The organism is Gilliamella sp. B2923 (genome assembly GCF_026536565.1).
GTDB lineage: Bacteria > Pseudomonadota > Gammaproteobacteria > Enterobacterales > Orbaceae > Gilliamella.
Window position 1 is genome coordinate 52,082 of the sequence record NZ_JAFNNZ010000005.1, and the last position, 20,541, is coordinate 72,622.

21 protein-coding genes and 2 pseudogenes are annotated in these 20,541 nt (G+C 35.4%); 10 read left to right on the plus strand and 13 right to left on the minus strand.

Annotation, left to right across the window (positions count from 1 at the left end; genetic code table 11):
- Positions 1–45: 45 nt before the first annotated feature.
- The 6 genes and pseudogenes from serC to J3U42_RS07090 all read right to left on the minus strand — a co-directional run bounded on the left by serC (position 46) and on the right by J3U42_RS07090 (position 7,845).
- On the minus strand, positions 46–1,131 hold the full coding sequence (gene serC / locus J3U42_RS07065; RefSeq protein WP_267336067.1) for a 3-phosphoserine/phosphohydroxythreonine transaminase: 1,086 nt from the start codon (positions 1,129–1,131) through the stop codon (positions 46–48).
- A 156-nt stretch (positions 1,132–1,287) separates the two neighbouring features.
- Positions 1,288–2,664 carry an argininosuccinate lyase gene (gene argH, locus J3U42_RS07070; RefSeq protein WP_267336068.1) on the minus strand — a complete coding sequence of 459 codons (1,377 nt, stop codon included), beginning with the start codon at positions 2,662–2,664 and terminating at the stop codon, positions 1,288–1,290.
- Positions 2,665–2,935: 271 nt separating this feature from the next.
- A pseudogene (locus J3U42_RS07075) lies at positions 2,936–4,153 on the minus strand (argininosuccinate synthase); the annotation flags it as partial.
- Positions 4,154–4,258: 105 nt separating this feature from the next.
- Positions 4,259–5,038, minus strand: coding sequence for an acetylglutamate kinase (argB, locus tag J3U42_RS07080; RefSeq protein ID WP_267336070.1), 780 nt, complete (start codon positions 5,036–5,038; stop codon positions 4,259–4,261).
- 72 nt (positions 5,039–5,110) lie between these two features.
- Positions 5,111–6,121 (minus strand): N-acetyl-gamma-glutamyl-phosphate reductase, encoded by a 1,011-nt coding sequence (gene argC / locus J3U42_RS07085; protein ID WP_267336071.1) that lies wholly within the window; start codon positions 6,119–6,121, stop codon positions 5,111–5,113.
- Positions 6,122–6,378: 257 nt separating this feature from the next.
- Positions 6,379–7,845: an aminoacyl-histidine dipeptidase gene (locus tag J3U42_RS07090; protein WP_267336072.1), complete on the minus strand. Its 1,467-nt coding sequence runs from the start codon at positions 7,843–7,845 to the stop codon at positions 6,379–6,381.
- Positions 7,846–7,995: 150 nt separating this feature from the next.
- Here J3U42_RS07090 and gpt point away from each other — a divergent pair, with 150 nt between their 5' ends.
- From gpt to proA, 8 genes and pseudogenes are all read left to right on the plus strand, one after another.
- Positions 7,996–8,529 carry a xanthine phosphoribosyltransferase gene (gene gpt / locus J3U42_RS07095; RefSeq protein WP_220217409.1) on the plus strand — a complete coding sequence of 178 codons (534 nt, stop codon included), beginning with the start codon at positions 7,996–7,998 and terminating at the stop codon, positions 8,527–8,529.
- Between the two features lie 23 nt (positions 8,530–8,552).
- Positions 8,553–9,812 carry an esterase FrsA gene (gene frsA / locus J3U42_RS07100; protein ID WP_267336073.1) on the plus strand — a complete coding sequence of 420 codons (1,260 nt, stop codon included), beginning with the start codon at positions 8,553–8,555 and terminating at the stop codon, positions 9,810–9,812.
- Positions 9,813–9,838: 26 nt separating this feature from the next.
- On the plus strand, positions 9,839–10,948 hold the full coding sequence (proB, locus tag J3U42_RS07105) for a glutamate 5-kinase (RefSeq protein ID WP_267336074.1): 1,110 nt from the start codon (positions 9,839–9,841) through the stop codon (positions 10,946–10,948).
- A gap of 13 nt (positions 10,949–10,961) precedes the next feature.
- Positions 10,962–11,252, plus strand: a complete 291-nt coding sequence (locus tag J3U42_RS07110; protein WP_267336075.1) for a hypothetical protein — start codon at positions 10,962–10,964, stop codon at positions 11,250–11,252.
- A gap of 172 nt (positions 11,253–11,424) precedes the next feature.
- A pseudogene (locus J3U42_RS12415) lies at positions 11,425–11,552 on the plus strand (glutamate 5-kinase); the annotation flags it as partial.
- 13 nt (positions 11,553–11,565) lie between these two features.
- On the plus strand, positions 11,566–11,835 hold the full coding sequence (locus tag J3U42_RS07115; RefSeq protein WP_267336076.1) for a hypothetical protein: 270 nt from the start codon (positions 11,566–11,568) through the stop codon (positions 11,833–11,835).
- A gap of 50 nt (positions 11,836–11,885) precedes the next feature.
- Positions 11,886–12,302, plus strand: a complete 417-nt coding sequence (locus tag J3U42_RS07120; RefSeq protein ID WP_267336077.1) for a hypothetical protein — start codon at positions 11,886–11,888, stop codon at positions 12,300–12,302.
- Positions 12,303–12,895: 593 nt separating this feature from the next.
- Entirely contained in the window at positions 12,896–14,149 is a 1,254-nt protein-coding gene (proA, locus tag J3U42_RS07125; protein WP_267336078.1) for a glutamate-5-semialdehyde dehydrogenase, read from the plus strand.
- 45 nt (positions 14,150–14,194) lie between these two features.
- Here the strand turns inward: proA and yegQ are convergent, their stop codons facing one another.
- Positions 14,195–15,538, minus strand: a complete 1,344-nt coding sequence (gene yegQ, locus J3U42_RS07130) for a tRNA 5-hydroxyuridine modification protein YegQ (RefSeq protein WP_220217416.1) — start codon at positions 15,536–15,538, stop codon at positions 14,195–14,197.
- A gap of 312 nt (positions 15,539–15,850) precedes the next feature.
- Here yegQ and J3U42_RS07135 point away from each other — a divergent pair, with 312 nt between their 5' ends.
- The gene (locus J3U42_RS07135) at positions 15,851–17,152 is read left to right on the plus strand and encodes a GntP family permease (RefSeq protein WP_267336079.1); all 1,302 of its coding nucleotides are present in this window, start codon (positions 15,851–15,853) and stop codon (positions 17,150–17,152) included.
- Between the two features lie 16 nt (positions 17,153–17,168).
- Complete coding sequence (locus J3U42_RS07140) at positions 17,169–18,314, plus strand: glycerate kinase (protein ID WP_267336080.1); 1,146 nt, start codon at positions 17,169–17,171, stop codon at positions 18,312–18,314.
- Between the two features lie 188 nt (positions 18,315–18,502).
- Here the strand turns inward: J3U42_RS07140 and J3U42_RS07145 are convergent, their stop codons facing one another.
- From J3U42_RS07145 to J3U42_RS07170, 6 genes are all read right to left on the minus strand, one after another.
- Positions 18,503–18,700, minus strand: a complete 198-nt coding sequence (locus J3U42_RS07145; protein WP_267336081.1) for a hypothetical protein — start codon at positions 18,698–18,700, stop codon at positions 18,503–18,505.
- A gap of 139 nt (positions 18,701–18,839) precedes the next feature.
- Positions 18,840–19,040 (minus strand): hypothetical protein, encoded by a 201-nt coding sequence (locus J3U42_RS07150; RefSeq protein ID WP_267336082.1) that lies wholly within the window; start codon positions 19,038–19,040, stop codon positions 18,840–18,842.
- 124 nt (positions 19,041–19,164) lie between these two features.
- The gene (locus J3U42_RS07155; protein ID WP_267336083.1) at positions 19,165–19,341 is read right to left on the minus strand and encodes a hypothetical protein; all 177 of its coding nucleotides are present in this window, start codon (positions 19,339–19,341) and stop codon (positions 19,165–19,167) included.
- Between the two features lie 188 nt (positions 19,342–19,529).
- Positions 19,530–20,036 carry a hypothetical protein gene (locus J3U42_RS07160; protein WP_267336084.1) on the minus strand — a complete coding sequence of 169 codons (507 nt, stop codon included), beginning with the start codon at positions 20,034–20,036 and terminating at the stop codon, positions 19,530–19,532.
- A gap of 2 nt (positions 20,037–20,038) precedes the next feature.
- Entirely contained in the window at positions 20,039–20,248 is a 210-nt protein-coding gene (locus tag J3U42_RS07165; RefSeq protein WP_267336085.1) for a hypothetical protein, read from the minus strand.
- Positions 20,249–20,280: 32 nt separating this feature from the next.
- Entirely contained in the window at positions 20,281–20,514 is a 234-nt protein-coding gene (locus tag J3U42_RS07170) for a hypothetical protein (RefSeq protein ID WP_267336086.1), read from the minus strand.
- Positions 20,515–20,541: the final 27 nt, after the last annotated feature.

Below are 20,541 nucleotides of genomic sequence, written 5' to 3' on the forward strand. Positions count from 1 at the left end.
AGGGATATTATGCTATCCCTTTTTTATTGAACTTTACCAATATAATTAGCCATTTTGTTTTTCAAAAGCTTTCATGAAATCAATTAAATACTTGACTCCTTCAATATCCATCGCATTGTAAATCGAAGCCCTCATTCCGCCAGCAATTCGGTGACCTTTGATTTCAATGATATTTGCTTGTGTTGCTTCGCTAACAAACCTTTTATCGAGTTCCTCATTTGGGGATAAGAAGGTTACATTCATGATTGATCGATTAGGGGTAGCCACGCAATTACGATAAAAATCAGACTGATCGATAAACTGGTAAAGCAATTGAGCTTTAGCTTGATTTCGTTGTTGCATCGCATTTAATCCGCCCAAATTTTTAATCCACTTAAATACCAAACCAGATAAGTACCATGCAAAAGTTGGCGGTGTATTAAACATCGAATCGTTATCGAAAAGAGTTTTATAATCTAATACCGACGGTAACACCTTTTTTGCGTGCCCTAGCAAATCTTCCCGAACTATGACAATAGTAATACCTGAAGGACCAATATTTTTCTGAGCGCCAGCATAGATAATTCCATAACGGCTGACGTCAATTGGTTGAGATAAAATGCACGATGATAAATCAGCTACAACAATTTTATCGCCAAAATTAGGCTGTTCGAATATTTCAACCCCATCAATAGTTTCATTTGGACAATAGTGTATATAAGCGGCATTATCATTTAGTTGCCATGCCGACATAGGTTTTAGCGAAGTAACTCCATCGGTCTTAACAACGATGTTTTGCTCGATAACGTTACAATACTTTCCTGCTTCTTTAGCAGCACATTGGCTCCAATAGCCACTATTGATATAATCAGCCTGCGTTTTATCGCCTAAAATATTTAGTGGCACAGCGGCAAATTGTGCTCTTGCTCCACCCTGGCAAAATAAAATTTTATAATTATCGGGGACATTTAGTATGTCTCGTAAATTATTAGTAGCTTCAATTGCACATGCATCAAAATCCTTACCACGGTGACTTAACTCCATAACAGATGCGCCAGTATTTTGCCAATCTAATAACTCAGCTTGTACCTGTTTTAAAACATCAGCAGGTAATTTAGCAGGACCGGCACTAAAGTTGTAACTTTTATTCATAGCAATTCACTTTAATCCATTTATAAAAATAAAGTTATATTTTTACACTGTCTTAAAGTATATACAATCAAATTTTTGACAAGATCTTTCAGATTTACTATACGTTTTGGCATAAAAAAGCCGGCATAAACCGGCAAACAAGAAATAAAATTTAAACTATAAGGAGAGTTGTTGTTTGGCTGCTGCAATAGCGATTCTTACTTGTTGTGGTGAAACACCGCCTTTAGCACACCGTTTTGCTAAGCAAGAATCCAACGATAATATAGTATAAACATCATCTTCAATAACATGACTGAATGATTTAAGTTCGTCTAAAGAGAGTTCCTCCAATGCTTTTTGCTTAGCTATTGCACCAACAACAGCCTCGCCAACAATGTGGTGTGCTTCTCTAAATGGAATCCCTTTAGCCACAAGATAATCAGCTAATTCAGTTGCATTCGAGTAGCCCTGTTTTGCAGCTTCTAAACAAACTTCATAGTTTATTTTGATATCTTCAAGAACTAAACAAGCCATATCTAAGCATTCATGCCAGGTATCAATTGCATCAAAGAGGTGTTCTTTGTCTTCTTGCATATCTTTATTATAAGCAAGTGGCAATCCCTTTAAAGTGACCATTAAACCGGTTAACGCACCAACTACTCGACCTACTTTTCCACGAATTAATTCTAATGCATCGGGATTCTTTTTTTGTGGCATTAATGAAGAGCCGGATGTAACGCGATCTGATAGTTCAACAAAATTGGCTTCGCCACTATTGAAAATAATTAAATCTTCGGCAAAACGAGATAAGTGGATCATGCTAATTGAAGCCGTGTTTAATAATTCAAGCACATGGTCACGATCTGAAACCGAGTCCAAACTATTATTCGTTGCTTTAGCAAACCCTAACCATTGCGCTAGCTCTTCACGATCCATAGGATATGCTGTTCCGGCTAAAGCACCTGAACCTAACGGGCTTATATCTAAGCGTTTAAGTGTATCTTGCAGACGATCTTTATCACGAGTCAGCATTTCATAGTAAGCTAAACACCAATGTGCAAAAGTAATGGGCTGAGCTCGTTGTAAATGAGTGTAACCCGGCATAATAGCTTGCTGATGTTGTTCAGCTGTAATGACTAAAGACTTTCTTAAATGATCTACAGATTCAATCAAATGATAAATCTCTTTTTTACACCATAGTTTTAGATCAGTTGTTGATTGATCATTTCGGCTACGACCAGTATGTAATTTTTTACCTAAATCACCGACTTTCTCAATTAATTGTTGTTCGACCCAACTATGAATATCTTCAGCATCACTTCGTAAAATCTGTTCAGGGTCTTGATTAACCGATATGCGTAATTCGTTTAAAGCTTTTTCCAATTTCTTTTGTTCATCATAAGATAGAACGTTAACGGTAACCAATGCTTTAGACCAAGCTATGGATCCTATAATATCTTGCTCTGCAAGACGATAGTCAAAGCGCAACGAATCATTAAAATGTTTAAATCTTTGATCTGCTGCTTGGCTAAAACGCCCACCCCATAATGCCATAAATACCTCAAATATAATCTTTAAAATAATGCAAAACGATTGTAATTATCGACTTTTATTCATTTTGATTTTGATGCTAAATTGTTTCGATACGTTAAAAGAAATATATACAGGACTATTCCTGTATATATCATTTAAAGTTGCATACTAAAAAGTTCTAATATTACTTTTTAGTTTTACTTACAGACTTAGATTTAGCAGCCGTTTTTGTCGTTGTCTTCGTTTTAGAATCGGTTTTCACGCTTTTGCTTACCGCTTTTTTTGCCGGTTGTTTTTTCTTTTCTTCATTTAAGGCACGAATTCGTGATGATAAAGAGAATAGACGAATAAAACCACCTGCGTGACTATGATCATAAACCTCATCTTCACCAAAAGTCGCAAATTCTTCATTATATAAACTATTTGGCGATTTTTTCTGAACAGCAGTTGCATTACCTTTATAAAGTTTGATGACGACTTCACCGGTCATATCTTCTGCAAGAACGTCGGCTGCAGCTTGAATTGAACGGCGATATGGCGCAAACCAACGACCATCATAAACCACATAAGCCATTTCAATACCTAATTGTTCACGCCATTTAAAGCTGTCACGATCTAAAATTAACTGCTCTAAACCACGTAATGCGGTCATCATAATAGTACCACCCGGAGTTTCATAACAACCACGAGATTTAATACCGACTAAACGATTTTCAATGATATCAACCCGACCTACACCATGTTTTGCACCAATTTTGTTGAGTGTTGCAACACAGTTATATGGCGAAAGTTTTTTACCATTAACTGAAACAACTTCCCCTTTTTCGATTCCAATAGTGACAAACTCCGGTTTATTTGGTGCATCTTCCGGCGATACAGTCCACGCCCAGCAATCAGCATTAGCTTGATTCCATGTACTTTCAAGCACTCCACCTTCAGTTGAGATATGCCATGCATTTTCATCACGACTATAGATTTTTTCAACGGTTGCAGTAGTTGGAATTTTACGGACTTTTAGATAATCAATTAAAGCCTCTCGCGAACGCAAATCCCATTCACGCCAAGGAGCAATAACTTTAAGTTGTGGAGCAAGTGCCGTATAAGTTGTTTCAAAACGAACTTGATCATTACCTTTTCCGGTTGCGCCATGGCAAAGTGTGTCAGCCCCAACCTCTAAAGCATATTCAACTTGAGCCTTAGCAATAATTGGGCGAGCCATTGATGTTCCGAGATAATAAGTTCCTTCGTATAAAGCGCCGGTTTTTAATACAGGGTAAACATAATCTTTAACAAACTCTTCTCGTAGATCAACAACTTTACAAGCAACCGCGCCCGATGCTTTGGCTTTCTTTTCTACATCTTTGAGCTCTTTGGGATCTTGCCCAACATTTGCCACTAAAGCATACACTTCACAACCACCGTAATTTTCTTTCAACCAAGGAATGATTGCTGATGTATCCAAACCACCTGAATAGGCTAATACAACCTTTTTAGTTCCACTTTTTTTCATGATATACCCTTTCTTAATTAACTTTCGATAGTTAAATGCGTTAAAGATTTTTTGTGTCAATTTATAAATATAAATTATCAGTTTAATATACTGGTTGATTTATATTTAAGCAATAATTCTTGTACCGGTTATTCCTGATTTACCATTAAATAATTCTTCAAGCTTATCAGCTTCTTTCCAACTTGCTATATCAATTGATCTTCCTAATGATTTAGCGGCTTCAAATGCAGAATTTACCTTAACTATCATGCCGTCTGTAATCACGCCGCTAGCGATTAACTGATCCGCTTGTGACTGGGTTAATGATTCAATAAGTTTTTTATTCTGATCTAATACACCCACAACATCTGACAGAAGAATCAAATCTGCATCTAATGTTTTTGCTAAAGCAACAGCTGCATGGTCGGCATTAACATTCATCATTTTTCCTTCTTCGGTAATGCCGATAGAACTCATAATTGGTAAATAGCTATGATCAATAAGCAGATTGACTAAAGTCGCATCCCCGGCATCAGCTTGACCCACATAACCTAACTCTTCTGAAATCTGTTTAACTTTCACGCTATTACCGTCAGCTAAACAGAGCCCAACACTTGGAATTTGTTGTTTTTTAGCTTCTGAAAGAAGCTTTGTATTGGCACTTCCTGCAAGGCTACCAACTATCACATCGATTTGATCTGCTGGGGTCACTCGCAACCCATTTCGCCGAACAACTGGCATTGATAAACGATCCATTAAAGAATCAACCAGACTCCCACCACCATGAACAATAATCAGTGGGCGTGCAAAACTCTTTTTATATTCACCAATAACAACAAATAACTTACTTAAAGCATCTTGATTATCGAGCAACACGCCACCAAGTTTGATAATTAATGGTTTCATTTCAATTTCCTAATAGTTTGGGTTATCGTTAATCACATTTTGTTTGAATTTAACATTTACTATCAGCTACCTTTATAACAGCGATGTTGTTTCATCAAACCCGAATCGAATATTCATACATTGCACTGCCTGTGCAGCAGCCCCTTTTAACAAATTATCCTCAACAGAAATTAAAATTAAATGGCGCCCTTTTAAAACAAATCCAATATCGCAATATGGCAAATCGACAACGGCTTTTAAAGCTGGCCAATCTTTTTGATAAACCCGAATAAGGGGTTTATTATCATAATATTTATTTAATGCCCCAAGAACATCGTCAGATGTCACCCCTTCTTTTACTTTACAATTGATTGTTGCATGGATACCTTGTTTAAAACTACCAAGATGCGGGGTAAAGATAACGTCTTGCCCTAAATGGGTAGCAATTTCAGGTTGATGACGATGAGTAAATAATCCATAAGCATGCAAACTCACTTCGCAAAACAAATTATTATGTGAAGGTTTGCGCCCGGCACCACTTACCCCACTTATGGCATTAATGATTGGCCATTGCGTTTTATCGAGTAAATCTTCTTCAAGTAAAGGCTTTAAAGGTAATTGTGAGGCGGTAGGATAACAGCCCGGAACGGCTATCAATTGCGCTTGTTTAATTGCTTCGAAATTCCACTCCGCTAATCCATATACTGCTTTTTCTAACCACTCTTGATGCTTATGTGTAAAGCCATAAAATTCAGTATAAAAAGAGGAAGAATTGACCCGAAAAGCGCCCGACAAGTCAAAAACAGTGCAACCCTGCGATAAGAAAAAAGGCGCGATATCATGACTAACTGAATGTTCAGTTGCTAAAAAAACAATATCGATATCTTTAATGAGCGAAGTGTAGTCTTTAGTGGCAATTAAAGGTAAATCAACGACACCTTTTAATTGTGGGTATAAGTCATAATTAGAAAGTAGCTTACCGCCATCTTGACTATTTTCTGATACCGTCAATGCGACCAGTTCAACATTTGGGTGCTTATTTAAATAATAAGCTAATTTAGCACCTGCATAACCACTCGCTCCAACAATTATTGCTTTTAACATACTATTCCTTATCTTTCTTTAATAATTATTAAGATATAGTAGGTCATTTAGAAAATAAATACAAGCACAAATTGAATTTTTATTCACTTTTAATGAATTTTTTTTCACTTTGGTGTGTTATGGATGATAAACGGTTTTTATCATAAGCAACATTATTATGAGCAACTCAGATAACGTTGATATTAATTATGGGAATCTTTTTATGAGTTTAAAAAGATATCAACCTGCTGAAAATTCAGCAGGTTGGAAGTACAAGGTTATTTTTTCAAAAGACTGGCTGATTTTAATATCGCAATAAGTAGCTCCCAATAACGATAAACACTTTGAATATTCACTTTCTCATCAGGAGAATGAGGCGATACAATTGTTGGTCCAATCGAAATCATATCCATATCCGGATAAGATTTTTTAAATAAACCACACTCTAAACCTGCATGAATAACCATTATTTTCGCTTTTTGAGAGAAAATTTCTTGATATTTATCTTTAGCTAATTGTAAAAGGCTCGAATTCAAATTTGGTTCCCAACCGGAATAACCACCACTAATTTCATAATTAGCATTGACCAATTGACTAAGCGAAACCAATGTAGAAACAACGGCATCTTTACTACTATCAACCTGAGATCGAATCAAGAAATGAACATTAAGTTGATTATCAAAAATATTTAAAATACCTAAATTCAATGAAGTTTCAACAACACCATGAATTTGATTACTCATGCGAATCACGCCATTAGGCGCTGCATTCAACCAATTAATGATTTTATTTTGATGTTCAGTAGTTAAAACACGTTTAATTTTGTCCGATTCAACATCAGATAACGTAATTGATAATGATGGTTCTACCTGCCCAAACTCATTTTGTAACACTTGCTGATACTGTTCAATGATTGACTTAAGTTTAGGTAAATCTTCTTTACTTAGTGTGATTTCGACAAATGCTTCTCTTGGAATCGCATTGCGTAATGAGCCACCTTGAATATCAGCTAACCTAAACGAAATATCTTGAGCATATTCAGCTAAAAATCTTGCCATTAATTTAATCGCATTTCCGCGTCCTAGATGAATATCACAGCCTGAGTGACCACCTTTAAGGCCTTTAAGAGAAATGCGCATGTAACAATCATGTTTTTCCGGCATTACGGCATAAGTCACAGCAAGAGTGGTCGTAAAATCAACACCACCAGCACAACCGGTAAATATTTCGCCTTCATCTTCAGAATCAGTATTAATTAAAAACTGACTTTTTAACCAATTAGGTTGCAAACCAAATGCACCATGCATACCTGTCTCTTCTGATGTGGTGACTAACACTTCAATTGGCCCATGTTCAACAGCAGGATCGATTAATACAGCCAATGCAGAGGCTAGGCCGACACCATTATCTGCGCCTAACGTTGTACCTTTTGCTTTAACCCATTCACCGTCAACGTAAGCATTAATAGGATCGGTAAAAAAGTCATGGTTAGTTCCTTCATTTTTTTGCGGTACCATATCCATATGAGCTTGTAAGGCAATTGAAGGACAATTTTCCATACCTTTGGTGGCAGATTTAGTTAATAAAATATTACCTGCTTTATCGATCTTATGTTCAATATGATGAGAAATGGCAAAATCAACAATATATTTAGTTATCATTTGCTCATAATGAGAAGGGTGTGGAATTTTACAAATATCGTTAAAGATCTGCCAAACAAATTTTGGATTTAAGTGTGAAAGCATATTTTATCCTCAATATTAGATAGCTAATAAATTAATGAGTGGTTTTTTTTGTCTAATCACTCTATAATAAGGTGCAATTTTACATCTATTTCTAGTCCATTAATATTAATTTATTAAAATCGTAAATTCGATTAAAATTGCAGGTTACTCATGTCAATAGAACAAACATTAACAGAAGACGAAATTCAAGCAAAAAAACAGCACAAAGCAGAGCTTATTGCTGAAAAAGAAAAATTCACTGTCACTTGGGAAATGCTACAAGCCTACGGGCGCCAACTCTCTAAACGTCTATTACCCGCTAATCAATGGAAAGGCATTATTGCCGTTAGCCGCGGTGGTTTAGTTCCAGCAGCAATTTTAGCTCGTGAATTAAGTATCCGTTATGTTGATACTGTGTGTATTTCAAGTTATGACCATGATCATCAACGTGAAAAATTAATTCTTAAACAAGCTAATGGCGACGGTGAAGGCTTTATTGTTGTTGATGATTTAGTCGACACAGGTAGCACCGCACATACAATTCGTGATATGTACCCTAAAGCACGTTTTGTTACAATTTTTGCCAAACCAGCCGGCAAACCATTAGTCGATGATTATATTGTTGATATTGATCAAGATACATGGATTGAACAACCTTGGGACACAGGTGTTATGTTTGTAAAACCAATTAGCGATCATAAATAGTCAACAAGGAATCAATCATTATTATGGCTACTACCGAAAACTTATCTGAAAAAATATTTAAACCACAGTATGATTATCCTGAAACATCATCACTGATCAATCGGTTAGATAGTAGTAACGGTAGTAGCATAAGTCCGCTTGATGGGGATGTTGATTCCAGATGGTACCGAATCATCAACCCTATTTTATGGTTCTGGCGTGGTTTACCCAAATTAGAAATTGAAGCCGTGTTATCAAAGATCGCTGCTTCAACCAAACGTCACACCAATGATAAATGGCTTGATTCAGTCATTGGGTATCAACCCGGTAATTGGATTTATGAATTTTTAAACCAAGCAGCCGAATGGCAAGCTAAAGCAGATGGTTTCGATCTGGCAACGCTGACTGATGAAGATAGAAAAAAATTACATGATTATTTTTTAATAGCCAGTGAATATTCAAGTATTGCGAGCTATCCGCATTTTAAAAATGACGAACTGGCCATGTATGCCCAAACTTGTGCATATCAATCTTATCTAAAAGCACTTGAGTTTTCGCCTTACACAACAAAACAGATTGAATTTAAAGTTGAAAATCGCAGTGTTAAAACATTTTTACATTTACCCGAAAACTGTGATGGCGTATGCCCTGTCGTGTTAGTCTGTAATGCATTAGGTAATTTACAAATCGACTATTATCGCTACTTTAGTGAATACTTAGCTCCACAAGGTTTTGCAATGCTAACAGTAGATTTGCCAACTGTAGGCTTTAGTCGAAATTTTGTATTAACTCAAAATAGTAGCCAAATTCATCAAGCAATAATTGAACAACTAGCGACAGTACCTTGGGTCGATAGCAATCGTGTAATTGTTGCAGGATTCCGTTTTGGTTCACACATTGCAACACGTCTTGCTTATTTGATGCCAAATAAAATAAAGGGACTTTTCAACTTCACACCTTTTGTGCATCAAATATTTGTTGATAAAGCCTTACAACAAAATCTACCAAATTGTTACAAAGATATGTTAGCTTGTCGTTTAGGTTTAACATCAGTATCAAATCAGCAGTTAGCAGCTGAATTAAATTACTTTTCTTTAAAAAATCAGGGATTATTAACTCATTCTTGTCCTGTGCCAATCATGAATGTCATCTTTGAAGAGGACAAGTTGAGTAATTTAACTGAAGCAAAATTAATCCAATCTTCAAAGCAAAGCAAAATTGTGACTATTCCTAAAACACCGTTACAAAAAGGCTTACAAAACGCTTTAACTCAATCAGTCAAATGGATGGAATCTATTTTGTAATAGATGATTTAAATAAGATTATTGCTATGACTAATAAAAAAAAGCAAACTGTCGTTATTAAGTTAGGTACCAGTGTTTTAACTGGTGGAACTAAACAGCTAGATCGTGCTCGAATAGTTGAACTGATTCGGCAATGCTCTTATTTACATCAAATTGGTCACAAAATTATTATAGTTACATCGGGAGCAATTGCTGCTGGTCGAGAGTATCTAAACTTCCCTAGCCTTCCAAATACTGTAGCATCAAAACAATTACTTGCTTCTGTTGGTCAAAGTAAACTTATCCAGCTTTGGGAACAGTTGTTTTCAATATATAAAATTTTTATTGGACAAATGTTACTGACACGAGCTGACTTAGAGGATCGTGAACGCTTTTTAAATGCACAAGATGTACTAAAAGCGATGCTAGATAATCATATTGTACCTGTTATCAATGAAAATGACGCTGTAGCTACAGCCGAAATTAAAGTGGGTGATAATGATAACCTATCAGCACTAGCGGCAATTTTAGCTGAAGCCGATAAACTCATATTACTGACAGATATTGAAGGATTATATACTGCCGATCCAAGATCAAATAGCAATGCTCAATTAATTAAAGAAGTTTCTCATATTGATGAGAGTTTACGAAACATAGCTGGTGATAGTGTTTCAGGGCTGGGAACCGGCGGTATGAGCACAAAAATTCAAGCAGCTGAAGTAGCAGGTAGTGCAGGAATAGAAGTAATTATTGCAGCTGGGAATAAAGAAAATGTGATTATTGATGCAGTCAATAATCAATCGGTGGGCACGCGTTTTTTACCACAGAAAACCCCATTAGAGCATCGAAAACATTGGCTATATGGTGCACCTAATGTAGGGAAGGTGTTGCTTGATGACGGTGCTATAAATGCTATTTTAAATAATGGTAGTTCGCTCTTACCAAAAGGAATTATAGCGGTTGAAAAAGATTTTTCGCGGGGAGAAGTAATAAACATCTGTGATAAATCAGGAAAACAAATCGCACGAGGTGTAAGCCGTTATAATAGTGATGCGCTAAAACAAATAGCAGGACATCACTCACAAGAAATTAGTCAAATTATTGGCTATGAATATGGCTCTGTAGCCGTACATCGGAATGATATGATTATCAAATAATAAGGAGGTTAAAATGGGACTAGCTATAGGTGGTGTAATAGCCAACTGGTTTGGTGTATTAATTGCTTACTTGAATTCACTAAATGAATTAGGTTATCAAATATTATTACCGTACACAATAATATCTGCATTAATAAGTACTCTAGGTATTTTATTTGCAGGAAACAATCAAAAATTAGCAGGTATTTTAATTATTATTGGCAGTATACTCTTTGTCCCTTTAGGTTTAATAGGGATTTTTGGTGGAAGAAAAATAATTAACAAAGCTAATGAAAAATCATTAGAAGAAAGACGTGATTTTTAGATAAATAGGATATTAATTTTAAGGTTATGAATGGACTCCAAAACATAAAATGTTTTCATGCTTGACGACATGTCATACCGTTTATTCTATTAAGTATAATTCCTTTGTTCGTTTCTTTGTCTTTACCAAATAACCTAACTATAAGTTCAGATCAGGAAAACAAATCTAACGAGGTGTAAGCTTTTATAATAGTGATGTTCTAAACAAATAGCAGGACATCACTCGCAAGAAATTAGTCAAATTATTAGCTATGAATATGGCTCTGTAGCAATACATTGGAATGATATGATTATCAAATAATAAGGAGGTTAAAATGGAACTGGCTATAGGTGGTGTAATAGCCAACTGGTTTGGTGTATTAATTATTTACTCGAATTCACTATACAACTCAAGTTATCGAATAATATTACCGTATGTAATAATATCTGCGTTAATTAGTACATTAGGTATTTTATTTGCAAGATATCATCAAAAAATAGCAAGTATTTTTATTATTATTGGCAGTATACCCTTTATCCCTTTAGGTTTAATAGGGGTTTTTGGTGGAAGAAAAATAATTAACAAAGCTGATGAAAAAATATGAGAAGAAAAACGTAATTTATAGAAAACTGGATATTAATTTTAAGGACATGAATGGACTCTCAAAATAGAAAATGTTTTCATGCCAGACGACACGTCATACTGTTAATTATATTAAGTATTGTTACTTTGTTTGTTGCTTTGTCTTTACCTGATGAGCTAAAAATAAGTTTAGGATTGCCCATAATCCTAGTTATTCGTGCTTTTTGGCAATACAAATTGGTTTATATTTCAATTGGGGAAGATTTTATTACTTATCGACCTGCTGCTCCAATAAGAAGTAGTATAAGTATACTTTTTAAGGAAATCACATCAGTTAGTTATAAAAATAATAAAGTGATAATCAATTACATAAATAAAATTAGTAACAAGCAATACACTGTAAAGATACCTTTATCAGTTATGGAAGTCGCGGAAAAAGAGAAGCTTTTAAGCACTTTACATATCATCTTGAAAGATAAAGAAAAATAAACTATAAAATTATAATTTTATGCAAAAAAGGATCTTTGCCATACCTTTTATATTAATTTAAAAGTTTATTTTATGAATTTATAATATATTGCCAATGCTGTAATTGAAATTAATTATTATTGAATGATATAGATCATAAATTTAAATATTTAACTAATGGTTGCAGCTTATCAATAAAACATAATTAAAAAGTTACCTAATGAGTATTGAGAACTATTGTGTAAATTAGCGATAGATGATCAAATTTGAGTACTTCGTTAACATATATATCACAGCCTTTATAACATATAGATTTTTTTACTTGCTATATTGGCTTTTTTTACATCAAATACCTTCTTATCTCAGCTTGCCTTTAAGCTTCATAATTGACAATCGCCTGAAAAATACATTATTGTTGGAATAAATTGATTCCTATTAGCAAAATTTGTTTAAAGTGACAGTGCTTACCTCTTTAAATCTATTAATTATTATATACGTTTTATTAATAAGGATTAGAGTGGGATAATCTGTATAATATCATTAGATAAATTATTTTTTAGAGAATCTGTATTCTGTCAAACACAGTTGAGAGTAAAATCTATTAAGGTTAAGCAATGATAAACCAAATTGGAAAGTTAGCAAAACAAGCCTCATATCAATTAGCACAATGCCCAACTAAAATCAAAAATCAGGCTTTAATTAGTATTGCTGATTTATTGGAGCAAAGCTCCCAAAGTATTTTAGAGGCTAATCAAAAAGATATTGCTATAGCAAAAAATCAAGGATTAAGTGAGGCAATACTTGATCGTTTATTATTAACTCCAGAGCGACTATCCTCTATTGCCAATGATGTTCGCAAAGTTGTCGCCTTAACCGATCCTATTGGGCAAATTATTGATGGCTCAATATTAGAAAGTGGTTTAAAGTTACAACGCCAAAGAGTGCCGCTAGGGGTGATTGGTGTAATTTATGAAGCTCGTCCTAATGTTACTATAGATATTGCTGCTCTTTGTTTAAAAACAGGTAATGCAGCGATACTTCGTGGTGGAAAAGAAACGGTTAATACTAATGCGGCTATCATATCGATTATTCAACAAGCATTAAATCAAGCAGGCTTACCTGAATCTGCCATTCAATCAATCGATAATCCTGATCGTAAATATATCTCTGAGTTACTCAAACTAGATAAATATGTCGATATGATTATTCCAAGAGGTGGAGCAGCATTACATCAATTATGTCGAGAGCAATCTACAATTCCGGTGATCACCGGTGGGATTGGTGTCTGCCATATTTTTGTTGATGAAAGTGCCGATATAGAAAAAGCCCTACCGATAATTGTCAATGCTAAAACTCAGCGGCCAAGTACTTGTAATACCGTTGAAACACTGTTAGTTCATCAAAACATTGCGCCGGAATTTTTAGTTAAATTAAGTCAAACAATGGCTGATAATCAGGTAAATTTACATGCTGATAAAAAAGCTTATGAACAATTAAAATCGGGTGAAGCGACAGTCGAACTGGTCAGTGACGAACAATTACGCCAAGAATGGCTCTCAAAAGATCTCAATGTGGTGTTGGTAAACTCAATTGACTGTGCAATAAAACATATCAGAGAATATGGGAGTGGCCATTCAGAATCTATTTTGACCCGTAACTTAGCCAAAGTTGAGCAATTTGTTAACCAAGTTGATGCTGCTGCCGTCTATGTCAATGCCTCTACACGTTTTACTGACGGTGGACAATTTGGGTTAGGAGCCGAAGTTGCGGTCAGTACTCAAAAATTGCATGCCAGAGGTCCAATGGGACTTGAAGCATTAACAACCTATAAATGGATAGGTTTTGGTGATGATTTAATACGAGAATGAATCTAGCACACTGTTCGGCAAAGCCGAACAGCTATTTGGCTTGATCTAGTCAAAATTACGCATCAACAATGCATAATTTAAATCGATATCTTCAGGAATTGGGATGTAAACAATATGACCGTCACCTAATCCGGCAGGCACCGGTTGACCTTTTTTGTTCTCCATTCGTTCAATAACAAAGGTTATATTGCCTTTTGGCGTCATCATTTCAACACTATCACCCACTGAAAACTTATTTTTAACAATAATTTCAGCTAACCCATTTAAACGCTCACCGCTAAACTCACCAACAAACTGTTGTCGTTCTGAAACCGAATGGCTATGCACATAATTTTGCATATCTTCATGCTTATGACGACGCAAAAAGCCTTCGGTATATCCTCGATGAGCCAATGAATCAAGTTCAGCCAATAAATGCGGATCAAAAGGTTTGCCTTCGCTTGCCGCATCAATTGCTTGTCGATAAACTTGTGCTGTTCTGGCACAATAATAGTAAGATTTAGTCCTACCTTCAATTTTCAAAGAATGAACACCGATTTTTGTTAAATCTTCCACTAATTCAACAGCTCTTAAATCTTTAGAATTCATGATATAAGTACCATGCTCATCTTCAAAAGCTTGCATATATTCACCCGGTCGACCGGATTCTTCGAGCATAAATACTTTATCAGTTGTTGGACCAATGCCTAAAGTGGGTTCAACTTGTTGTACCGGTATAGGTTCACATTTATGGACAATCTGCCCTACTTCATCTTCTTTACCTTCAGCAACTTTATACTCCCACCGACAAGCGTTAGTACATGTACCTTGGTTTGAATCACGTTTGTTAATATAACCCGATAATAAACAACGGCCAGAATAAGCCATGCAAAGCGCACCATGAATAAACACTTCTAATTCCATTTCCGGAACTTTTTCTCGTATCTCAGCAATCTCATCAAGCGATAACTCACGGGATAACACCACTCGGGTTAAACCCATTTTGTGCCAAAATTTAACTGTCGCCCAATTTACTGCATTGGATTGTACCGATAAATGAATTTCCATTTCAGGAAAATGTTCCCGAACTAGCATAATTAAACCAGGATCTGACATAATAAAAGCGTCCGGTTTCATATTGACAATCGGTTCTAAATCACGGATAAACGTTTTAAGCTTTGAATTATGCGGTGCAATGTTTACTACAACATAAAACTTTTTACCTTGAGCATGCGCCTCATTAATCCCGATAGCGAGATTTTCATGATTAAATTCGTTATTGCGAACACGTAGACTATAACGTGGTTGCCCTGCATAAACAGCATCAGCGCCATATGCAAAAGCATAACGCATATTTTTAAGAGAACCAGCAGGAGAAAGTAACTCTGGTTTTGTATACAAGTTTGTCATTAAAAAATGCCTCTGATTTCAAGTCAGTATTACTTATTAGTAATAGGTTAAGCAAAATAAGTTGGGCATTTTACGCTTTAGCATTGTGCTTGGCAAATATATTTAAAAATGCCAAAAACATCACAAATGTTCGATGTAAAGAAAATGATTTTTACATTAAAGTATGACAATACTCACATCAATTCACAATATTCAGTTGTATCAAAAATTTTTTATGTATTTTAACTAAACGCATAAAGTTAATAACAAATCCAAGCATTAATTATTTTATACACAAAATTTATTGTAATTATATTGTTGAGGAGAAAACAAATGTCAGAACTGATTAACTGGTATGGTGCGCTGATTGGATTATTCCTGGCTATATTGTTAATTTTAAGGGGCATAAATCCGGTCTACTCATTATTCTTTGGCGCTATCATTGGAGCATTTATTGGCGGGGCGAATTTAATTCAAACTATTGCAATTTTAACTAACGGAACACAAAGCATCATGGGCACAGTGATACGGGTACTAGCTGCCGGCATCCTTGCTGGTGTGATGATGGAATCCGGTGCTGCTGAAACAATAGCACAAGCTGTTGTAAAAAAATTAGGTGAAAAAAAAGCTCTGCTAGCTTTAGCCTTAGCCACTGGCATTATTACAGCTTCAGGGGTGTTTATACCGGTTGCCGTTTTAATTGTTGCACCAATTGCGCTATCTGTTGGCAATAAAATGAAGATATCTCGTTTAGCGCTGTTATTAGCCTTATCCGGTGGCGGAAAAGCAGGAAACATTATTTCACCCAATCCCAATACCATTGCTGTTGCTAATGGATTTAATTTAAGCTTAAGCGATGTTATGATTGCAGGCTTTTTACCGGCACTATTTGGACTATTAGCAACAGTACTGATCGCTTCTTTAATTAAAAATAAAAGTGACACAATTACAAATCAAGAAGTCATGGCATTAAAAAATCAAGAGCAAGATAAATTAGACACCCCATCATTAGCGAAAGCGATTGTGGCACCGGCCACGGCAATTTTATTATTAATGCTTAACCCTATCGGTAATATTTTACATATTCAATTTCTTGCCAATTTAAAAATAGACGCATTATTTATATTGCCACTCGCTGGAATGATTGGCATGCTAGCAATGGGACAACAGAGCAAAATTATTTTATTTACCAAATCTGGAATTGAAAAAATGACACCAACCGTACTAATTTTAATTGGTGCAGGTGCAATCGCTGGATTAATCGCATCATCAAATTTAGCCAGTCAAGTTATAGCAATGATCGAATCAATGGGTATTTCAGGTTACTATTTATCCCCCATTTCGGGAATTTTAATGGCAGCCGCAACAGCTTCGACATCAACAGGCGTCATTATTGCAACCGGCGCTTTTGGCACAACCATTATGGATATGGGCGTTCCAACAATTAGTGCTGCCGTGATGATGCACACAGGCGCTACAGTTATTGACTCCTTACCACAGGGCAACTATTTCCATGTCACAGCCAATAGCATGAACATGTCAATAAAACAACGAATGAAGCTGATTCCCTATGAGGCGCTTGTTGGTGGCACAATGACATTAGTTGCAACAATTTTCTATGCATTTATTTATTAATATCAGGAATAATATTATGAAACACAAAACTTTTGTACTTGCACCCGATTCTTTTAAAGAGTGTTTGACCGCTAAAGCGGTTTGCCAGGCAATGGAGTCCGGATTAAAAAAAGTGTTCCCTGATGCAAAATTTATCCATGTTCCCATGGCTGATGGTGGTGAAGGAACTACTCAATCTTTAGTTGATGCCACAAATGGAACATTACACGCTTGCCAAGTCACCAGTCCCCTAGGTGATAAAATCACAGCTCATTATGGAATTGTAGGAGATAAAACTACCGCCGTCATTGAAATGGCTAGCGCTAGTGGGATTCATCTTGTGCCAAAAACTAAGCGCAATCCACTCATTACTACAACCTTCGGCACCGGAGAATTAATCATTGAATGCCTAAAACATGGCGTTAAAAAAATTATACTGGGTATCGGTGGAAGTGCGACTAATGACGGTGGAGCAGGAATGGCTCAAGCATTGGGTATAAAATTTTATGATAATGAAGGTAAAGAACTGCCTAAAGGTGGTGGTGCATTGGGTAAATTAGCCAAAATAGACATAATGGAAGTTAACCCACTTTTACGCAATATCGAAATCATTGTTGCCAGTGATGTAAGCAACCCATTATGTGGCGAAAAAGGCGCATCTTGCGTATTTGGTCCACAAAAAGGGGCGACGGCTGAAATGGTTAAACAATTAGATCATAATTTACAACATTATGCTTCAATCATTAAATCACAGCTAGGTAAAGATGTAGCAACGATTCCCGGTGCAGGTGCTGCCGGCGGGCTTGGTGCAGGTTTAATGGCATTTACAAACAGTAAAATGCAAAAAGGAATCGACATTGTTATCCATTACAGTGAACTACGCCAAAAATTAAAAGGTGCTGATTTTTGTTTTACAGGAGAAGGCGGCATTGATTATCAAACTAAATTTGGTAAAACACCTTATGGTGTTGCGCAAGTTGCTAAAGCGCAAAATGTGCCGGTAATTGCACTAGCGGGGACTATCGGGAAAAATATTGAAGAGCTCTATCCAAATGGAATTGATGCAATTTTCGGTATTATTCCTTCCGCATCACCAATTGAAGAACTCTTATTAAACGGCTTTAAAAATATTGAGCAAACAAGTGAAAATATTGCTCGTTTAATCAAAATTAGCCAAACATAAAACTAAAGCGATTAGTCTTCATGGGTAATAATACGCAACATCGTACTATTACCCAGTCGATTAGGAAAAACGAAAGATTTTTTTATTTTTTAAATAATTAATAAAACTAAAAACATTATTTATTGATGACAAATGATAGATTAAGCAAAAAAGCAATAATCAATTAAAACACGTTTGAATATTAAACGCTAAAACGAATCATCCTTATAAATTAATGGTAGATATTCATTCCAACGGTATTCTCGAATTGGCATAGGTTTAGCATTTTCGAAATACAACACTAAAGCTGGTTTAATACCATTCCAATTATCAACAAATTCATAGCGCACCAAAAAGCCTTCATTGATTAATTTTTTTGCTTTTGCATGATAGTTAAAATAGCTCATATGCGGGTTATATAATTAGTTTAAGTTAGCATTAGAATAATAGATTAATATTTGTACCACGCCTGAATTTGTTGATCAATGACATCTAGGAAATTTATTCTAACGATATATTCTAAATTAATTCTCTGTATTAATTGTGTTAAAAATTAATACTGTCTTTCTGCTCCCCAATAGCATTTGGGGTTTTTGGTGTTGGTGTTAATACATATGCAACAACAGCGGCGACTACAGCAACAATTATGCTAACAACGACCGACGCTTGCTGACGATTAACAATGACAACTTTATCAAAAATACTCGCTTTTCTGGATGAATCATAATCAAGCGGTTTTTTTTTCATTGTTTAAATAGACATCTGTAATGTTGTTAACAAAGCCTTTTGGAAATTTATTACGAATATTTTGGAGAAGTGAAAGAGAGGTGTCGAGTTGATATATTTTTTTTCGGTCAGTCCGTTAGGGTCTTTATGATATATCAGCATATTGGTAGTACTCCACTTTTGTATAGGCTTTTTCTATTGCTTCCAGCTTGTTATATTGAACTTGTCCGCCTTGAATTTCATTTCCTTTAGCGTGCAACATATGGGTATCTATCACAACACCCACATGAGACGGAAGATCACCAACATAAGCAAGAAACACTGCATTGTTACTCTTTTCGCATGGTTTCCAGTTTCTAAGTGATTCTGGGATGGCTTCATTTTGAATTGTCGTTTTCTTTGATTGATAACCGATTATTGTTTTTAATTCGATAGAAAGTACATGCTCTATCTACCCATTTTATATCAATCACCTTGTTAAAAAATTCATTAACTGTCATTTTTTTATGCTTAACCCAGTCCTCTGTATTCTTCAAGCGTATAAATTGGGTTGCTCTCTGTATGCCTAGGTTTTGCCAGAACCATTGGATTATCATCCGTTGCTTTAATTTCAACGGTAGTGCGGTTAAATCTTATGTCCTCTTCTGATATATAAAGTGAGTAGCGTTGTATTGGTTTATTCATTGATAGCTCTTTATATTGTTCATAAATCATAGATATAGGCTCTTGCCAGCCAAAGGGGGATATCGAATTCACAATTTTTTTGATTTCATCACCAATATGAATGCGTGAAAACTGTAAATTTAATTTTGGAGTTAACTCAGAACCCTGATCTGGCAAATTGATTTTTGCTGCGACAAGTATAAATTCATTACCGGCAAACGTTAAAGGCTTAAATTGATTCAAGATCAATCTCAATGGTGCTTTAAACTCCGGGTGATGAAAAGTTATAGTGTCGTATTCTTCAGCGGGGTTCTTCTGTGTGAAAAATTCACGTTGTTCTTGTGATATAGTCATGTCTAACCTATATTTTTCATATTGACATTAATAATCTGATCAAACTGACTACGTGCTTTATTTGAGTAATAAGCTTCATGATTGATAATATCGAGAGGTATATAATCTGGTGGTGCGTAATTATTAATTAATATCTTTGCGCTGTAGCTCCATTGAAGATGATTATTTCTTGTTGTGTTCAATAGTGAATCGCGTAAAAAACGACAATTCATTGTTTGTGATGTATCCCACTCGGTCGCTAATTTTATATCAAATGGTAAAAAACCTTTTTTAAAACGTTATTAAACCAGTTTAAAAAAATTTGTGCTCCATAATCTAATAAAACAAAACTATTATCTCTTAAAATAGTCTGTTCTTGCGCTAGACGTTTAAAATAGAGTTTACCGCTTCGTGCTTCTATTGTTGAAAACTGAGCCTTTTGTTGTCTTGAATAAGTGCTTAGCTGCACTGTTTTTTGCTCTAATGGATAATCATTCATTATCACTCCTGTTTTTTAGATAATAAA

Excerpts from the sequence above, each read along its gene's own strand:
- J3U42_RS07110 (WP_267336075.1), top strand. The coding sequence starts at position 10,962 with ATGGGACTAGCTATAGGTGGTGTAATAGCCAACTGGTTTGGTGTATTA.
- argH (WP_267336068.1), bottom strand. The coding sequence starts at position 2,664 with ATGGCATTATGGGGTGGGCGTTTTAGCCAAGCAGCAGATCAAAGATTT.
- J3U42_RS07135 (WP_267336079.1), top strand. The coding sequence starts at position 15,851 with ATGTCAGAACTGATTAACTGGTATGGTGCGCTGATTGGATTATTCCTG.
- J3U42_RS07160 (WP_267336084.1), bottom strand. The coding sequence starts at position 20,036 with ATGACTATATCACAAGAACAACGTGAATTTTTCACACAGAAGAACCCC.
- J3U42_RS07150 (WP_267336082.1), bottom strand. The coding sequence starts at position 19,040 with ATGAAAAAAAAACCGCTTGATTATGATTCATCCAGAAAAGCGAGTATT.
- J3U42_RS07145 (WP_267336081.1), bottom strand. The coding sequence starts at position 18,700 with ATGAGCTATTTTAACTATCATGCAAAAGCAAAAAAATTAATCAATGAA.
- J3U42_RS07115 (WP_267336076.1), top strand. The coding sequence starts at position 11,566 with ATGGAACTGGCTATAGGTGGTGTAATAGCCAACTGGTTTGGTGTATTA.
- J3U42_RS07170 (WP_267336086.1), bottom strand. The coding sequence starts at position 20,514 with ATGAATGATTATCCATTAGAGCAAAAAACAGTGCAGCTAAGCACTTAT.
- J3U42_RS07090 (WP_267336072.1), bottom strand. The coding sequence starts at position 7,845 with ATGCTTTCACACTTAAATCCAAAATTTGTTTGGCAGATCTTTAACGAT.
- yegQ (WP_220217416.1), bottom strand. The coding sequence starts at position 15,538 with ATGACAAACTTGTATACAAAACCAGAGTTACTTTCTCCTGCTGGTTCT.
- J3U42_RS07165 (WP_267336085.1), bottom strand. The coding sequence starts at position 20,248 with ATGAATTGTCGTTTTTTACGCGATTCACTATTGAACACAACAAGAAAT.
- frsA (WP_267336073.1), top strand. The coding sequence starts at position 8,553 with ATGGCTACTACCGAAAACTTATCTGAAAAAATATTTAAACCACAGTAT.
- argB (WP_267336070.1), bottom strand. The coding sequence starts at position 5,038 with ATGAAACCATTAATTATCAAACTTGGTGGCGTGTTGCTCGATAATCAA.
- proA (WP_267336078.1), top strand. The coding sequence starts at position 12,896 with ATGATAAACCAAATTGGAAAGTTAGCAAAACAAGCCTCATATCAATTA.
- argC (WP_267336071.1), bottom strand. The coding sequence starts at position 6,121 with ATGTTAAAAGCAATAATTGTTGGAGCGAGTGGTTATGCAGGTGCTAAA.
- J3U42_RS07140 (WP_267336080.1), top strand. The coding sequence starts at position 17,169 with ATGAAACACAAAACTTTTGTACTTGCACCCGATTCTTTTAAAGAGTGT.
- J3U42_RS07120 (WP_267336077.1), top strand. The coding sequence starts at position 11,886 with ATGGACTCTCAAAATAGAAAATGTTTTCATGCCAGACGACACGTCATA.
- proB (WP_267336074.1), top strand. The coding sequence starts at position 9,839 with ATGACTAATAAAAAAAAGCAAACTGTCGTTATTAAGTTAGGTACCAGT.
- serC (WP_267336067.1), bottom strand. The coding sequence starts at position 1,131 with ATGAATAAAAGTTACAACTTTAGTGCCGGTCCTGCTAAATTACCTGCT.
- gpt (WP_220217409.1), top strand. The coding sequence starts at position 7,996 with ATGTCAATAGAACAAACATTAACAGAAGACGAAATTCAAGCAAAAAAA.